Source organism: Nonomuraea jiangxiensis (assembly GCF_900099965.1).
Lineage (GTDB): Bacteria > Actinomycetota > Actinomycetes > Streptosporangiales > Streptosporangiaceae > Nonomuraea > Nonomuraea jiangxiensis.
The window spans coordinates 76188-91403 of sequence record NZ_FNDJ01000003.1 but is presented as its reverse complement, the minus strand read 5'-3'; the positions used below and the strand labels follow the sequence as shown (position 1 = coordinate 91403).

The window sequence follows — 15216 nt, the reverse complement described above, 5'->3', positions numbered from 1 at the left end:
ATGGTGATATGGCATACCCTCCGCAGCCTCCGCAACCTCAACCCCACCCGCAGGATCCGTGGGGCGCACCGGAGCAGGGGGCGTCGCAGGGATACGGCACGCCACCCGGACAGGGCGCCCCTCAGCCCGGTTACGGCCCTCCGCCCGGCCAGGGCGCCGCTCAGCCCGGTTACGGCCCTCCGCCCGGCCAGGGTCCCTACGGCCCGCCACCTGGGCAGGGCTTCCCGCCACAGGGCTACGGCCCACCACCCGCACAGGGTCCCGGCCCGTACGGACAAGGGCCCCAGGGCCAGCCTCCCGGCCAGTACGGGCAGGGCCCCGGCCAGTGGGACCAGGGCCCCGGTCAGTACGGCCAGGGCCAGTACGGGCAAGGTCAATACGGTCAAGGTCCGAACGGGCAGGGGCAGCAGGGCCAGTACGGGCAGGGCCACTACCCGCAGGGACCCGGTCAGTACCCGCAGGGACCCGGTCAGTACGGGCAAGGTCAGTACGGACAGGGTCAGTACGGGGCGGACAACCCGCAGGTTCAGCTGCCCCCGGTGCAGTACGGCTCCCAACCTCCCGCGAGCGGCGGTAACAACGCCCTGGTCATCGGTCTGGTCGTCGGCCTGGTCGTGTTGGTGCTGGGCGGTGGCGCGGTGGGCGCGTTCCTCTACCTCAACGCCCCCGACCCCTTGACCACCGTCACCATGCCCAAGATCACGACCATCCCTGAGCCCTCCGAAGATACGTCGGATTCGCCGTCGAACCCGCCCGTCACCGACGAGCCCACCGAGCCGAGCGCCACCCCCACCGAGTCCGATTCACCCTCGGCAGGCGCCGACTCGCCGCTCTCGGACACGGAGTTCAAGGACTGGGACTTCAAGCTCGGTGACGTGGCGCTACAGGCCCAGAAGGTGGGCGGCTGGACGTACGACGACTGCGACCCGGTGGACGGCAAGGGAGGCGTGCTGGCCAAGAACGACTGCGAGCAGGCCATCGAGCTCGCCTACTCCGCGAGGAGCGGGCACGTCAAGGCCGTCCAGGTCATCATGGCCTTCCCCACGAAGGAAGATGCCAGCGCGACGGCCACCCGGCTCACGAGCCTCTCCTCCGACGCCGTGAAGTGGCGCAAGGACAAGACGCACAGCACCTATGCCTTCGGCAAGTACGCTGCGGCGGCGATGGGGAAATACGTGATCTACACGGTCGTCACCGCGGACAACACGGGCAAGTCGCAGGCCCCTCGCTACCTGTCGTACCTGCAGAGCGACCACGCGAACTACTTCATCTGGCGCTAGCGACCATCACCCGACGGGGCGGAATCCCTCGCCGATGGCAAGGCGTGGCGATCGTCGGGCGGCGGGCACCGACGGGCGGTCAAAGTCTGAGGTCGTCCGGAGCGGGTCAGTCGGTCGTGGCCCAGTCGAAGGTCCTGGTGACGGCCTTTTTCCAGCCCGCGTACCCCTCCTCGCGCCGCTCCTCGCTCCACGTCGGCTCCCAGCGGCGGTCCTCCGCCCAGTGGGCGCGCAGCTCCTCGACGTCCCGCCAGAAGCCCACCGCCAGCCCGGCCGCGTAGGCGGCGCCGAGGGCCGTGGTCTCGGCGACCACCGGGCGGCTGACCGGCACGCCCAGGATGTCGGCCTGGAGTTGCATGCACAGGTCGTTGGCGGTGACGCCGCCGTCCACCTTCAGCTCGTCGAGCACCACCCCTGAGTCTGCCTGCATCGCCTCCACCACGTCCCTGCTCTGGTAGCAGATCGCCTCCAGGGTGGCCCTGGCGAGGTGGGCGTCGGTGTGGAAGCGGGACAGGCCGACGATCGCGCCACGGGCGTCCCCCCGCCAGTACGGGGCGAACAGCCCGGAGAACGCCGGCACGAAGTACACGCCCCCGGAGTCGCTCACCTGCCGGGCCAGCGCCTCGCTCTGCGGGGCGGAGCTGATCAGGTGGAGTTGGTCGCGCAGCCACTGCACCGCCGAGCCCGTCACGGCGATCGAGCCCTCCAGCGCGAACACCGGAGGCTGCTCACCGAACCGGTAGGCGACGGTGGTGAGCAGGCCGCTGCCCGAGCGTACGAGGTCGGTGCCGGTGTTGAGCAGCATGAAGTTGCCGGTGCCGTAGGTGTTCTTGGCCTCGCCGGGTGCGAAGCAGACCTGGCCGACGGTGGCGGCCTGCTGGTCGCCGAGGATGCCGTTGATCGGGACCTCGCCGCCGAGGGGCCCGTCCGCGACCGTGGCTCCGTATCCGGCGGGGTCAGAGGACGGCCGGATCCGCGGCAGCATGGGGCGCGGGACGCCGAAGAAGGACAGCAGCTCGTCGTCCCAGTCGAGCGTCTCCAGGTCCATCAGCATGGTGCGGCTGGCGTTGGTGACGTCGGTGACGTGCACGCCGCCGTCGGCGCCGCCGGTGAGGTTCCACAGGATCCAGGTGTCGGTGTTGCCGAAGACCGCCTCGCCCCGCTCGGCCGCCTCCCGGACGCCCGGCACGTTCTCCAGGATCCACTGGATCTTGCCGCCGGAGAAGTACGCCTCCGGCCGCAGGCCCGTCTTCCGCCGGATCACCTCGCCCCGGCCGTCCCGCTCCAGCGCGGCGGCGATCCTGTCGGTCCTGGTGTCCTGCCAGACGATCGCGTTGTAGTAGGGGCGGCCGGTGCGCCGGTTCCACACGACCGTCGTCTCCCGCTGGTTGGTGAGGCCCAGGGCGGCCAGGTCGCGGTCGGTCAGCCCGGCCAGCCGCAGCGTGGTCTGGATCGCGGCCCCGGTCTTGGCCCAGAGCTCGGCCGGGTCGTGCTCCACCCAGCCCGCCCGGGGGAGGATCTGCCGGTGTTCGAGCTGGTACTTGCCGATCTCGGTGCCCTCGTGATCGAAGATCATGAAGCGGGTGCTCGTGGTGCCCTGGTCGACCGCTCCCACGAAGTCGGACATGTCGCTCTCCTCTGTGGGTTCAGGCGTCCGACGGCTTCACGGAGTCGCGGTCCTCGCCCGGCGGCAGGAACCGGGCGATGCACGCTTGATACAGGCCCGCCCCGATGAGCCCGCCGATGACCGGGCCCACGATGGGCACCCAGAAGTACAGGTCGCCGTACTGGTCCCGCCAGGCGCCGCCGTAGCCGGTGAGGAAGCTCGCCAGGCGCGGCCCGAAGTCGCGCGCCGGGTTGATCGCGTATCCGGCGTCGGCGCCGAAGGACATGCCGATGCCCACGATGAGCAGGCCGATGACGACCGGGCCCAGGTTGGCGCTCGGCGCCATGTTGCGCGTGTCGGACAGCGCGAAGATCACGAAGAGCAGGATGGCGGTGCCGAGAATCTGGTCGCGCAGCCCGCCCCACAGGCCCACCGGCAGCGTGCCGTTGCCCGGCAGGGTGGAGAAGACGATCTGGGTCTTGACGGTGTGCCCGGGGTCGGCCATCGCCAGCACCTCGGTGTAGTTCCAGCGCACCAGCAGCGCCGCGACGAAGGCCCCGGCGGTCTGCGCCAGCGAGTACGGGACCACCTTGCGCCAGGCGAACCCGCGGAAGGCGGCGAACCCCAGCGTCACCGCCGGATTGAGGTGCGCGCCCGTGGTCCGCCCGGCGACGTAGATGCCGAGCGCCACGCCGATGCCCCACGCCCACGCGATGCTGTCGTGGTCGCCCAGCCCGGCCGCGACCACCTGGGCGACCACCCCCGCGCCGAACAGGACGAGCACCATCGTGCCGACGAACTCCGCGATCAGCTCGCCGGCCAGTCCCATCCGGTTGAGACGCTCGGCCACGGCCACCCCCGTCACTCATGAGTCCTGTGTGGCATTCCCGGTCAAGCGGGAGTGCATACGAACTGTGTGGGAATCGTTGCGGAAAGTGACAGGCGGTAAGCGGGTTGACCGCAAGGTCTGTAGCGCTTACGTTTCCGGCGACCCGTGAAAATATCGTCATGGCTCCGAAACTTTCGGAGGAGGTTCACCGGTGAAGCCCCTCATCATCGCCCTGGCGCTCATCCTGGCCGCCCCGCTCCCCGCGTACGCGCACCCGCGTACGCCTCGTGACCTGCGGGAGCTGGCGCACCAGCAGGGCATCAGGATCGGCACCGCCGTCGATCTCGCCGCCCTGCGCGGCGAGGCCGACTACCGCACGGTGCTCAACCGCGAGTTCACCCACGTCACCGCCGAGAACGCGATGAAGTGGGAGTCCGTCGAGCCGGAGCGCGGCGTATTCATCTGGCGCGACGCCGACGCCCTGGTCGAGAACGCGCGCCGCAACCGGCAACGCGTACGCGGCCACACCCTGGTCTGGCACAACCAGTTGCCCGCCTGGCTGACCACCGGCGTCGCCGAGGGCAAGATCGACGACCGCGAGCTCAGGGACATCCTGCGCGACCACATCACCACCCAGGTCCGCCGCTACAAGGGCAAGATCAGGGCCTGGGACGTGGTCAACGAGGTGGTGGAGGAGGACGGCACGCTGCGGCAGAGCCTCTGGCTCACCCATCTCGGCCCCGGCTACATCGCCGACGCCTTCCGCTGGGCCCACCGCGCCGACCCGCAGGCCAAGCTCTTCATCAACGACTACAACCTGGAGTGGAACGCACCCAAGATCGAGACCACGCTCTCCATCGTCAAGGACCTCCAGGCGCGCGGCGTGCCGATCCACGGCATCGGCTTCCAGGGGCACCTCGGCATCCAGTACGACTACCCGGGCGACTGGGCGAACGTCATGCGCCGCTTCGCCGACCTGGGCCTGGAGATCGCGGTCACGGAGCTCGACGTCCGCATGGTGCTGCCGGTGACCGAGGAGAAGCTCGCCACCCAGGCCGACTACTACCGTCGCGCGCTCACCGACTGCCTCAGCGTGGAGGCGTGCCGCGAGCTGACCGTCTGGGGCTTCACCGACCGCCACTCGTGGGTGCCCGGCTGGTTCGACGGGGAGGGCGCCGCCTGCCTGCTCGACGAGAACCTGGCCCCCAAGCCCGCCTACCGGGCGCTGCTGTCGGTCAAACGACCCCGCTGAGCGGGGATCGAGCCTGCTCGGGGGGCTGATCCTCGACCTGTGAACGAAGGGGCGACCGGTCGCCGGTCGCCCCTTCCGTATGCTCCCGGTAAAAAGCCGACCATCTCCCCTTGACTCGATCTTGGAATCGATAGATTCTATTCCTACTTGTATAGTAGGAATGATAGGAAAGGGGATGTCGTGCGAGCATTGATACTGCTCGGGCTGGTCGGACTCGCGGCCCAGCTCGTCGACGGCAGCCTGGGCATGGCCTACGGCGTCACCTCGACCACGCTTCTGCTCGCCATCGGCACCAACGCGGCGGCCGCCTCCGCCACGGTGCACCTGGCCGAGATCGGCACCACGCTCGCCTCTGGCATCTCCCACTGGCGCTTCGGCAACGTGGACTGGAAGGTCGTCGCAAAGATCGGAATCCCGGGGGCGGTCGGAGCCTTCGCCGGGGCGACGTTCCTGTCCAGCCTCTCGACCGAGGTCGCCGCCCCGGTCATGTCGATCATCCTGCTCGCTCTGGGCGTGTACATCCTGGTTCGCTTCACCGCCTACGGCCTGCCGCGCGGTAACCTGGGCAAGCCGCTGCGCAGGCGTTTCCTGGCGCCGCTCGGCCTGGTGGCCGGCTTCGTGGACGCGACCGGTGGCGGCGGCTGGGGTCCGGTCGGCACGCCCGCCATCCTGGCCAGCGGCCGGATGGCGCCGCGCAAGGTGATCGGCTCCATCGACGCGAGCGAGTTCCTCGTCGCCATCGCCGCCAGCATCGGCTTCTTCGTCGGCATCGGCTCGGAGAACATCAACTTCGCCTGGGTCGGCGTGCTGCTGCTCGGCGGCGTCATCGCCGCGCCGATCGCCGCCTGGCTCGTCCGGCACATCCCGCCGCGCATCCTGGGCTCGGCGGTGGGCGGCCTCATCGTGCTGACCAACGTACGCACCCTGCTGCGCAGCGACTGGATCGACGCCTCGGACGGCGTGCAGACGACCGCGTACGTGGTCATCTTCGTCATCTGGGCGGCCGCCATCGCGTACTCGGTGCGCGAATACCGGCGTGACAAGGCCAACGAGTCGGTCGAAGCAGTGGAGACGGAAGTGCGCAGCCGGACCGCGCAGGAGGAGGAGACGGCCTCGGCCTGAGGCCCGCGGCACCGGGCCCGGCTCTCCAGCGCGAGCCGGGCCCGCCGCGTCGAGATGCCTATGAGAATCTCTGCCCGCACCCAGTACGCCCTGGGCGCCATGCTCGCCCTCGCCGAGGCCGGCGGCCCCGTGCAGGCCGGCTGGATCGCCGACTCCCAGCAGATTCCCCGCCGCTTCTGCGACAACATCCTGCTCCAGCTCCGCAGGGCCGGTCTCATCCGCAGCCAGCGTGGCCACGACGGCGGTTACTGGCTGGCCCGCCCGGCACAGGAGATCGCGCTCGCCGACGTGATCCGCGTCACCGAGGGCGTCGAGCAGGCCACCAGGCCCTTCCCGAAGGCCGCCGCGCCGCTGGCCGCGATCTGGGCCCAGCTGCGCCGCCACGAGGACGCCCTGCTGAGCGAGATCACCCTCGCCGACGTCGTCGCCTCCACCCCCGAGCGCCCTGAGCCGCCTCCACCCCGAGACGCCCTGAGCCGCCTCCACCCCGAGACGCCCTGAGGGCCTCGCACGACCATGGGGGCCGCAGGCCCGGTCACCCCTTGACGGCCCGCACGTCCACGGGGGCCGCAGGTTCGGTGTCGTGTGCCTTTCCCGGGGGCCGCCGGCGTGGTTAGGGTTGGGGCCTCGGGCAGGGAGGAGGGGGCATGCGCGGGAGGCCGGTCGCCGCACTGCTCCTCCTGCTGTCCTGGTTCCTGCCCGCGACCGCCCCCGTCCCCGGCCCGGCCGGGACCGCCGCTCGCGGCTGGCCCCAGCAGGTCGCGGCCGTGCAGGCGGCGGCCTGGCGGGCACACGAGAACCCGGGCCCGGGCCTGGGCCGGCAGCCCCTCCGCGACGCCACGATCAAGGCCGCGCACGGCGTGCCCGGCCTGGTGGGACCGGCCGTCCTCGCGTCCCGGCCCTCACACCAGGGGGCGGCCTGGGCCGTCACCGTCTCCCGCCCGGCCCCCCGCGACCCCGCCACCCGTCACACCCTGGCCACGCCTGCCAGGGCGCCTCCCTCCACAAGGTTCTGAGACCCCTTTTCCCGCACGTCCGAGCCTGTGGAGGCTTCCATGTCCCGTGCGCCGATCTGGCGTGCGGTGGCGGCGCTCGCCGTCATCGCGATCTCCATCGTCCTGGCCCTCACCACCGCGCCGCGCCTGGGCCTCGACTTACGCGGCGGAACCCGGCTCGTCTTCGAGACGAGGGACTCGCCGTCCGTCAAGGCCGACGCCGCGGCCACCGACCGCGCCCTGAACGTGCTCCGCCAGCGGGCGGACGCGCTCGGCGTGGTCGATCCCACCCTGGTCCGCTCCGGCGAGCGGCGGATCATCGTCGAGCTGCCCGGCGTGCTCGACCCGCGGCAGGCGGCCGAGGTCATCGGCCGTACCGCGCAGCTCGCGTTCCATCCCGTGCTGGGTGACCGGACCGGGACCCCGGACGAGAACGGCGGCCGGCTCGAACTCGGGCCCGCCGCCCTGACCGGCGACGGCGTGACCGACGCCGTCGAGCAGAACGACCCCCAGCGCGGCCCCGGCTGGTGGGTGAGCATCGACTTCCGCGACGAGGCGGCCTGGCGGGAGCTCACCGGCACGGCGGCCTGCGCGCCCGCGAACGACGCCAGACGCCGCATCGCCATCGTGCTCGACAAGGAGGTCATCTCCTCCCCGCCGGTCGATCCCTCGGTGCCCTGCGGGTCCGGCATCCCCGGCGGGACCGCCGACATCACGGGGTCGTTCACGTACGAGGAGGCCCGGGACCTGGCGGTGCTGATCAAGGGCGGCGCGTTGCCGGTGCCGCTCAGCCTGGTCGAGCAGCGTACGGTCGGCCCGACGCTCGGCGCGGCGGCCATCGAGGCGAGCGCCGAGGCGGCGGTCACCGGGCTGGCCCTGACGGCGGTCTTCATCGTCGCGGTCTACCGGCTGGCCGGGCTGCTGTCGGCCGTGGCGCTGGCCTGCTACGGCGTGATCTCCTACGCGGCGCTGGTGGCGATGGGGGCGACGTTAACGCTGCCGGGGCTGGCCGGGTTCGTCCTGGCGATCGGCATGGCCATCGACGCCAACGTGCTGGTGTTCGAACGCGCCAGGGAGGAGTACGGCCAGGCGCCCCGGCGCGGGCTGCGGGCGGCGCTCGAACGGGGGTTCAGGAACGCGTGGAGCGCCATCGCCGACTCCAACGTCACCACCCTGATCGCCGCGGGCCTGCTGTTCTGGCTGGCGTCCGGCCCGGTCAAGGGGTTCGGCGTGACGCTGGCGGTGGGCGTGCTGGCCTCGCTGGTGTCCGCCATGCTGATCACCCGCGTGCTCACCCAGTTCGTCATCGGCCGGGCCGGGCCGCGCCTTTCCGGGCTGGCCTCGGCCGGTGCCGTCAGGACCTGGCTGACCGGCAGGGACCCGCGGCTCATGCGGGCCGGCAAGGTGTGGCTGGGCGTCGCGGCCGGGCTGGTGGCGCTCGCCGTCGCCGGGCTGGTGGCCCGCGGGCTGAACTTCGGCGTCGAGTTCACCGGCGGGCGGCTGGTGGAGTTCGCCACCGCCAGGCCCGTTCCGGCCGACGTGGCGGGGCAGGCGGTCGCGCGGGCCGGGTTCCCCTCGGCGGTGGTGCAGGCGAGCGGCGAGGGCGTCTCCGTACGCGCCGCGCGGCTCGGTGCCGACGCGGTGACCGGGATCGAGCGGGCCCTCGAACAGGTGGCGGGCGAGGCGAGCAAGCGGCGCGAGGAGTTCATCGGTCCCAGCCTGGGCGATGAGCTGCGCCGCAACGCCCTCGTCGCGCTCGGCGTGGCCGTGGCGCTGCAACTGCTCTATCTGGCGGTCCGGTTCAGGTGGACGTTCGGGGCGGCGATGGTGCTGGCGTTGCTGGTGGACGTCATGGTGGTGGCGGGGATGTTCGCGTGGCTGGGCAAGCCGGTGGACGGCGTCTTCCTGGCCGCGATGCTGACCATCGTCGGCTACTCGGTCAACGACAAGGTCGTGGTGTTCGACCGCGTACGGGAGCTGTGGGCGGCACGCCGGCCGTTCCCTGACGCCGTGAACGGCGCGATCCTGCAGACCCTGCCGCGTACGGTCAGCACCGGGCTCGGCGCGCTCTTCATCCTGGTCGCGCTGATGGCCTTCGGCGGTGACTCCCTGCGCGACTTCGCCATGGCGCTGGTGGTGGGGATCGTGACGGGCACGCTGTCGTCCGCCTTCGTGGCCGGGCCCGCCGCGATTTCCCTCTCCCGGTACGACCGGCAACCACCCCCCGAGCCCGGCCGCAAGCGCCCGACCGGGTAACCGGATCACCGGAGTGCCCGGCCGGGCGGGTGGATCAGCGGGGTGTGCGGGTCCAGCCCGGAAGGCCGGGAAGGACGGGGAACGGTCCCGGACGCGGTTGGGCGCGCAGCGTGCTCAGCTCGGCCGGTGGCACGGCCGGGCACCTCGCGCCCTTGGCGGGCACCGTCAGCGACGTCAGGTACGCGTCGAAGGCGGCCGTCGGGCACTCGCCACGGCCGTAGATCCCGTGCCCCGCGCCCTCATAGGTGAGCAGCCTGGCCTCGTGCCCGATCTGGCGCGCCGTGCTGACGGCCCACGAGTAGGGGGTGGCGGGGTCGTGCAGGGCGTTGCCCATCAGCAGCGTGGGCGTGCCCGCCACGCGCAGGCGGTGCTGCGGGTTGGGGATCGAGGCGGGGGAGCCCAGGCAGGCGGCGGTGATCGAGTGGGCCAGCGGGCTGATCAGCATGTCCGGCGCGATCGCCGCCGCCCTGCGCAGGTGCTGCGCGTATTCGCGGTAGTCGCGGATGGGCAGCCGGTAGTCCTGGCAGAAGACCTGGGTGGGATCGTTGATCACCGGCTCGGCCGCCGGCGTCAGGATCGCCCGCGCGGTCGACGCCCCGCTGTCCAGCGCCACCAGGAGGTCGGCCAGCTCCCGGTAGGCGGGGGAATAGAACGCGCCGAACGCCTGCCCGAGGACGTCGAGCTTGGTCAGCTTGTAGTCCGGGTAGCCGGGCAGGGGCAGCTCGCCGCGCTCGGCCCGGGCCAGCAGGTCCCGCCAGAACGCGCGGACGTCCCTGCCGTGCAGCACGCACGAGGCCGTGGTCTCGCACCAGGAGACGAACTCGTCGAAGGAGTCCTGGACCGTCTCGGCCTCGGTGTCCAGGAACGCCTTCGTGCCGAGGCTGTGGTCCATGTTGCTGTCGAGCGCCAGGGCGCGGACCCGGTTCGGGAAACGCTCGGCGTACAGCTGGCCGATGAGCGTGCCGTACGAGACGCCGTAGTAGGTGAGTTTCCGCTCGCCCAGCGCGGCGCGCAGGGCGTCGAGATCGCGTACGACGCTGCCGGTGTCCACGTGGTCGAACAGCGGCCCGGTACGGTTGCGGCAGTCCTGCCGGTAACGCTCGTTGTGGGCGAGAAGCGCGTCGAAGCCGGCCTGGTCCTTGATCGACAACGGGTCGGGCACCTGCAGAGCCAGCTCCAGCGAGCACTGGATCGGGTGGCTACGCGCGACGCCGCGCGGGTCGAACCCGACGATGTCGAAGCGGCTGGTGATCTCCGGCGAGAACGTCATACGCCGTTCCACCACGGGATCGATGATGGCGGACACGCCGGACCCGCCCGGCCCGCCAGGGTTGATCACCAGCGCGCCGATCCTGGCCGCGGGGTCGGTGGCCGGGCGCCGGGCGACCGCCAGCTCGATGGTCTGCCCGCGGGGCCTGTCCCAGTCGAGCGGCACGGTCAGCGTGCCGCACTCGGCCGCGGGCTCCTCGGGGCACGGCGTCCAGGAGATGTCACGCGTACTCGCCGCTTCGGCCGGGGCCACGGCGGTCAAAGGGGAGATGAGGGCGAGGAGAAGAGGGAGGAATAACGCCGATCTTCGCATCTGCATCCAATCATCGGGAAATCCCGATCATGGACTGAATGCACAAAGCAGACATCCGACTTGGGGAGGATATTCGGTCATGCCTGGATATGAGGGGCACGCATATCTTTACTGTCAGCTGATCTGTCAGATCGGGCGACCCGCTGCGCGGCGCGGCGGATGCCGGCGTAACCGGTGCAGCGGCACAGGTTGGAGGCGAGCAGCGCGTCCAGCCGCCGTTCGTCGCCACCCAGCTCCGGATCGGCGGCCAGGGCGCCGGCGAGCAGCATGAGGAATCCCGGCGTGCAGAACCCGCACTGCAGGGCGTGCTCGGCGGCGAACGCCTCCTGCAGCGGATGCGGCCTGTCGCCGTCGGCGAGGCCCTCGACGGTCCGTACCTCCTCCCCCTGCGCCTGCACGGCCAGCATCAGGCAGGAGCGTACGGCGGTGCCGCCGACCAGCACCGTGCACGAGCCGCACACGCCGTGCTCGCACCCGAGCGTGGTGCCGGTCAGGCCGAGCTCGTCGCGCAGCGCGTCGGCCAGGCTGGTACGCGGTTCGACGTCGAGGCTGTGAGCCTCGCCGTTGACGGTCAGCTCGACGTTCATGAGTCCCCCGCGGGGTCGTGAGTTCCGTCGCCGACGGCCCGGGCGAGGCAGCGCCGTACCAGGACGCCCAGGGCGTGGCGGCGGTAGGCGGCCGGCGCGTGCGGCTCGTCCGCCGGATCCGCCTCGGCGGCCGCCCGCGCGGCGGCCTCGGCCAGCAGCTCCGGGCTCGGCAGCTCGCCGGTGAGCACCCGCTCGGCCTCGACGGCACGCAGCGGGACGTCGGCGGCGTTCACCAGCCCGATGCGGACCCATCCCACCCGCCCCCCGGTCAGGCGCAGGACGACCATGGCGGCGGCGAGGGCGAAACTCGCATGGGTACGGCGGTGCTCGGCGAACGCGACCCGCGACCCGGCCGGCGGGCGGGGCAGCCGGACACCGGTGACCAGCTCGTCCGGCCCGCACGCGGTGGCGAAGGCCCCTCGAAACCAGGCGTCGGCGGGCACCGCCCGCCTCCCGGCCGGGCCGCGCAGCTCGATCTCCGCCCCCGTCGCCATGGCCAGCGCGCACCACTCGGCCGCCGGGTGCGCCCAGGCGAGGCTGCCGGCGAAGGTGCCCCTGGCGCGGATGGGCGGGTGGCCGACGTAGGGGGCGACCTGGCGGAAGAGGTCGGCCAGCGGGTCGTCGAAGGGGGCCCGTTCCAGCTGCGCGTGCCGTACGAGCGCGCCGAGGTGCACGGAGTTGTCGGAGAGCACGATCTCGGACAGTCCGGGGACGCGGTTCAGGTCGACCAGCAGGGCCGGGCGCGAGGTCCGGTAGCGCAACTCGATGAGCAGGCTCTGGCCCCCGGCCAGTACGCGGCTCTCCGGCCCCCGCTCGGCCAGCACGGCTACCGCCTCATCCAGGGAGTCGGGCGCCAGATAGTCGAATTGTGCTGGTTTCATGAAAGCCGTCCCACGGATTCCGATATCCCGGTTGGTACCGAAAGCCGGGGACTCCAAACCTCGGGCGCCGCGCCGCCGTCAGCGGCGGCCCGTGGGACGCGGCGAGCTCTTGGCGGCGTCCACAGCGGCGTCCACGGCGACATCCACGGCGGCGTCCAGATCGGCGTTCGCGGTCGCGCCGGAACGGGAGGCGGCGATGCTGCCGAGCAGCCGCAGCGCCTCCTCGGAAGGGCTGCCCGCCCGCGGCAGCAAGGTGATGAGCTGCAGGCCCGGCGAGCTGTTCACGGAGAAGGTCTCGACGTTCATGGTGAGGTCGCCGACGGCCGGGTGGCGCATCCGCTTGACCTCCCGCGCCTTGCTGGAGACGTCGTGGCGGGCCCACAACCGGCGGAAGTCCGCGCTCTTGACGGACAACTCCCCGACGAGCTCGGTCAGGGAGGGGTCGTCGAGGTCGGCTCCCATGGCCGCGCGCAGGTTGGCGACCTTCGAGCGGGCCGAGCGCTCCCACTCCGGGTAGAAGTCGCGGGCGGCCGGATCGAGGAAGATCATCCGGAGCAGGTTGTCGCGGTGCTTGAGCCCGTCGTACAGGGCGTCGGCCATGGAGTTGACGGCCAGGACGTTCATCAGCCGGTCGCACAACAGGGCCGGGGTGTCGGGCCAGCTCTCGATCAACCGGAGCAGGTCGGGGCTGATGCGCTCCCGCCGGGCCGACGTACGGCGGGGCCGCAGCATCGGATGGGCGAGCCGGTACATGTGCGCGGCGGCCTCGGGGCTGAGGTCGAGAACCTGGGCAAGCGCCTCCAGCACCCGCTCGGAGGGGTGGCGTTCCCTGCCCTGCTCCAGGCGGATGTAGTAGTCGGTGCTGACGTGGGCCAGCATGGCGACTTCCTCACGCCGCAGCCCGGGGGTGCGGCGCGGACCCACGTCGAGGAGTCCGGCCTGTGTGGGCGAGGTGGCTTCCCGCCGGGCGCGGAGGAACTCCCCCAGGAGCTTGTTCTCGTCCATTACCACAACATATGTCCGATTTTTAGAGCCAGGGTGGCCCTGACACTCCTAGTCAAGTTCTCTAGTCAAGGCCACAGCGGGGAAGCGGGGTTCCTAGGAGTTCTGCGGCCACCTTGTCAAACATTTCCCGACATACGGTGACTAAATGGACTGTAGTCGGCTGTCCGATGACCCGGCTGCCGACGTGGAAAGGAAACCACCACAGTGATCCGCTACCCCCGATCCATTCGTGGGCGCTCCACCATCGCCACGTCGCTGCTGGCACTGGCCATCCTGGCGGTGCTCGCCGTCACCGGCTGCCTGGCCATCCGCTACACCCTCGGCGAACACGTGTACGCCCAGGCCGAGCACGAAGCGGGCGAGTGGACCACCGTGGCCCGTACGACCTCGCCCGGCGCGCTGCGCAACCCGCTCCCCGTCTCCGCCGAGATCAACCTCGTCCAGATCGTCGGCCCCGGCGGCGCCGTCCTCGCCGCCAGCCCCGACGCCCACGGACTGCCCGCGCTCAGCCGCGTCCGCCCCGCCCCCCAAGACCCCGTGCGGCGCGTGTCCGACGGGCGGCACATGATCGTCGCGATCCGCTCGGGCCCCGCCCCCGACGCTCCCGTCGTACTGGCCGGCCTCGCCGTCCCGGCCCTGCTGCGCGGCCACAACCTGGAATACCTCCTGGGCGCCCTGACCCTCCTCCTGACCGCCTGCGCCGGCGCCATCACCTGGGCCGCCATCGGCCGCGCGCTGCGGCCCGTCGAGGCCGTCCGCGTCCACATGGCGCAGATCACCCTGAACGACCTCAGCCGCCGGCTGCCCATCCCGCCCGGGGAGGACGAGATCGCCGACCTCGTCCGTACCGCCAACCACACCCTCGCCCGGCTCGACGAGGCCGTCGCCCGGCAGCGCCGCTTCGCCGCCACCACCTCCCACGAGCTGCGCAACCCCATCGCCGGGCTGCGTGCCCAACTGGAGGACGCCCTCGACCACCCCGAGGACAACGACCCCCGCCAGACCCTGCGTACGGCCCTGAACACCACCGACCGCCTCAACGCGATCATCGGCGACCTGCTCGCCCAGGCCCGCCTGAGCGCCGACAGCCCTCATGAGCTCGTCAACCTCAACGAGCTCATCGCCCAGGAGACCAGCAGGACCAACGACAGCCACACCCACGACGGCAGCCATGGGCACGACGGCAGCCGGCCGGGCGTGCCGGTGCGGTTCCGGGCGGAGGGCGACGTGTGGGTCTGCGGATCGCGGATCCAGCTCATCCGCGCCCTGGCCAACCTGGTCGGCAACGCCCGCCGCCACGCCTCCAGCGGCGTGGAGGTCGCTCTCAGCACCGCCGGCGGCCAGGCCGTCGTCTCCATCACCGACGACGGCCCCGGCATCGCGCCCGGCGACCGGCAGCGCGTCTTCGAGCGCTACACCCGGCTCGACGACGGCCGCCGCCTCGACAGCGGCGGCAGCGGCCTGGGCCTGGCCATCACCCGCGACATCGCCGCGAGCCACCGCGGCACCCTCACCATCGAGGACTCGCCCAAGGGCGCCCGATTCGTCCTACGCATCCCCCAGCTCGACCCCCACGACGACGACGGCTCGGACCACGACCCGGATCTCGCCCGTACGACAGAGGAGGTGAGAACCTGAACCACCGAGCCCCGGGCGGCGGCGTGCCAGCCGACGTCTATGTCGCGCTGCCGCCGGAGGTTCTGTCAGGCGAGATCCGGGCCGTCCCCCTGGCCTGCCACCCCGGCCGCGCCGAGCGCTGAACGCCCGTGGCCGGGGTTCGTGTGCGACGATCAGTTCGGCGGCCCCATCGCAGTTTTCATCGCA

At 71.7% G+C, this 15216-nt stretch carries 13 protein-coding genes; 7 read left to right on the top strand and 6 right to left on the bottom strand.

Annotation, left to right across the window (positions count from 1 at the left end; translation table 11 throughout):
* Positions 1–8: 8 nt before the first annotated feature.
* Positions 9–1280, top strand: a complete 1272-nt coding sequence (locus BLS95_RS53945) for a hypothetical protein (RefSeq protein WP_143043609.1) — start codon at positions 9–11, stop codon at positions 1278–1280.
* Between the two features lie 106 nt (positions 1281–1386).
* On the opposite strand, the gene glpK is transcribed toward BLS95_RS53945, so the two are convergent.
* Complete coding sequence (gene glpK / locus BLS95_RS06755; protein ID WP_090930017.1) at positions 1387–2904, bottom strand: glycerol kinase GlpK; 1518 nt, start codon at positions 2902–2904, stop codon at positions 1387–1389.
* 19 nt (positions 2905–2923) lie between these two features.
* Positions 2924–3748, bottom strand: a complete 825-nt coding sequence (locus BLS95_RS06750; RefSeq protein WP_245764891.1) for an MIP/aquaporin family protein — start codon at positions 3746–3748, stop codon at positions 2924–2926.
* A 175-nt stretch (positions 3749–3923) separates the two neighbouring features.
* Between BLS95_RS06750 and BLS95_RS06745 the strand changes: the two genes are divergently transcribed.
* The 5 genes from BLS95_RS06745 (at position 3924) to secD (ending at position 9337) form a co-directional block, all read left to right on the top strand.
* Positions 3924–4964: an endo-1,4-beta-xylanase gene (locus tag BLS95_RS06745; protein WP_090930016.1), complete on the top strand. Its 1041-nt coding sequence runs from the start codon at positions 3924–3926 to the stop codon at positions 4962–4964.
* Between the two features lie 180 nt (positions 4965–5144).
* Positions 5145–6086: a sulfite exporter TauE/SafE family protein gene (locus BLS95_RS06740; RefSeq protein ID WP_090930015.1), complete on the top strand. Its 942-nt coding sequence runs from the start codon at positions 5145–5147 to the stop codon at positions 6084–6086.
* Between the two features lie 60 nt (positions 6087–6146).
* Positions 6147–6587, top strand: coding sequence for an RrF2 family transcriptional regulator (locus BLS95_RS06735; RefSeq protein WP_176993058.1), 441 nt, complete (start codon positions 6147–6149; stop codon positions 6585–6587).
* Between the two features lie 146 nt (positions 6588–6733).
* Complete coding sequence (locus tag BLS95_RS06730) at positions 6734–7102, top strand: hypothetical protein (RefSeq protein WP_090930014.1); 369 nt, start codon at positions 6734–6736, stop codon at positions 7100–7102.
* A 39-nt stretch (positions 7103–7141) separates the two neighbouring features.
* Entirely contained in the window at positions 7142–9337 is a 2196-nt protein-coding gene (gene secD, locus BLS95_RS06725) for a protein translocase subunit SecD (RefSeq protein ID WP_090930013.1), read from the top strand.
* 34 nt (positions 9338–9371) lie between these two features.
* On the opposite strand, the gene BLS95_RS06720 is transcribed toward secD, so the two are convergent.
* The 4 genes from BLS95_RS06720 to BLS95_RS06705 all read right to left on the bottom strand — a co-directional run bounded on the left by BLS95_RS06720 (position 9372) and on the right by BLS95_RS06705 (position 13392).
* Positions 9372–10859 carry an alpha/beta hydrolase gene (locus BLS95_RS06720; RefSeq protein WP_245764937.1) on the bottom strand — a complete coding sequence of 496 codons (1488 nt, stop codon included), beginning with the start codon at positions 10857–10859 and terminating at the stop codon, positions 9372–9374.
* 137 nt (positions 10860–10996) lie between these two features.
* Complete coding sequence (locus BLS95_RS06715) at positions 10997–11506, bottom strand: (2Fe-2S)-binding protein (protein ID WP_090930011.1); 510 nt, start codon at positions 11504–11506, stop codon at positions 10997–10999.
* Positions 11503–12387 carry an FAD binding domain-containing protein gene (locus BLS95_RS06710; protein ID WP_090930010.1) on the bottom strand — a complete coding sequence of 295 codons (885 nt, stop codon included), beginning with the start codon at positions 12385–12387 and terminating at the stop codon, positions 11503–11505. Before BLS95_RS06710 ends, BLS95_RS06715 begins: the two co-directional genes overlap by 4 nt.
* A gap of 78 nt (positions 12388–12465) precedes the next feature.
* Positions 12466–13392, bottom strand: coding sequence for a helix-turn-helix transcriptional regulator (locus BLS95_RS06705; protein ID WP_090930009.1), 927 nt, complete (start codon positions 13390–13392; stop codon positions 12466–12468).
* 204 nt (positions 13393–13596) lie between these two features.
* Here BLS95_RS06705 and BLS95_RS06700 point away from each other — a divergent pair, with 204 nt between their 5' ends.
* Complete coding sequence (locus BLS95_RS06700) at positions 13597–15030, top strand: sensor histidine kinase (protein ID WP_090930008.1); 1434 nt, start codon at positions 13597–13599, stop codon at positions 15028–15030.
* The last annotated feature ends 186 nt before the right edge of the window (positions 15031–15216 follow it).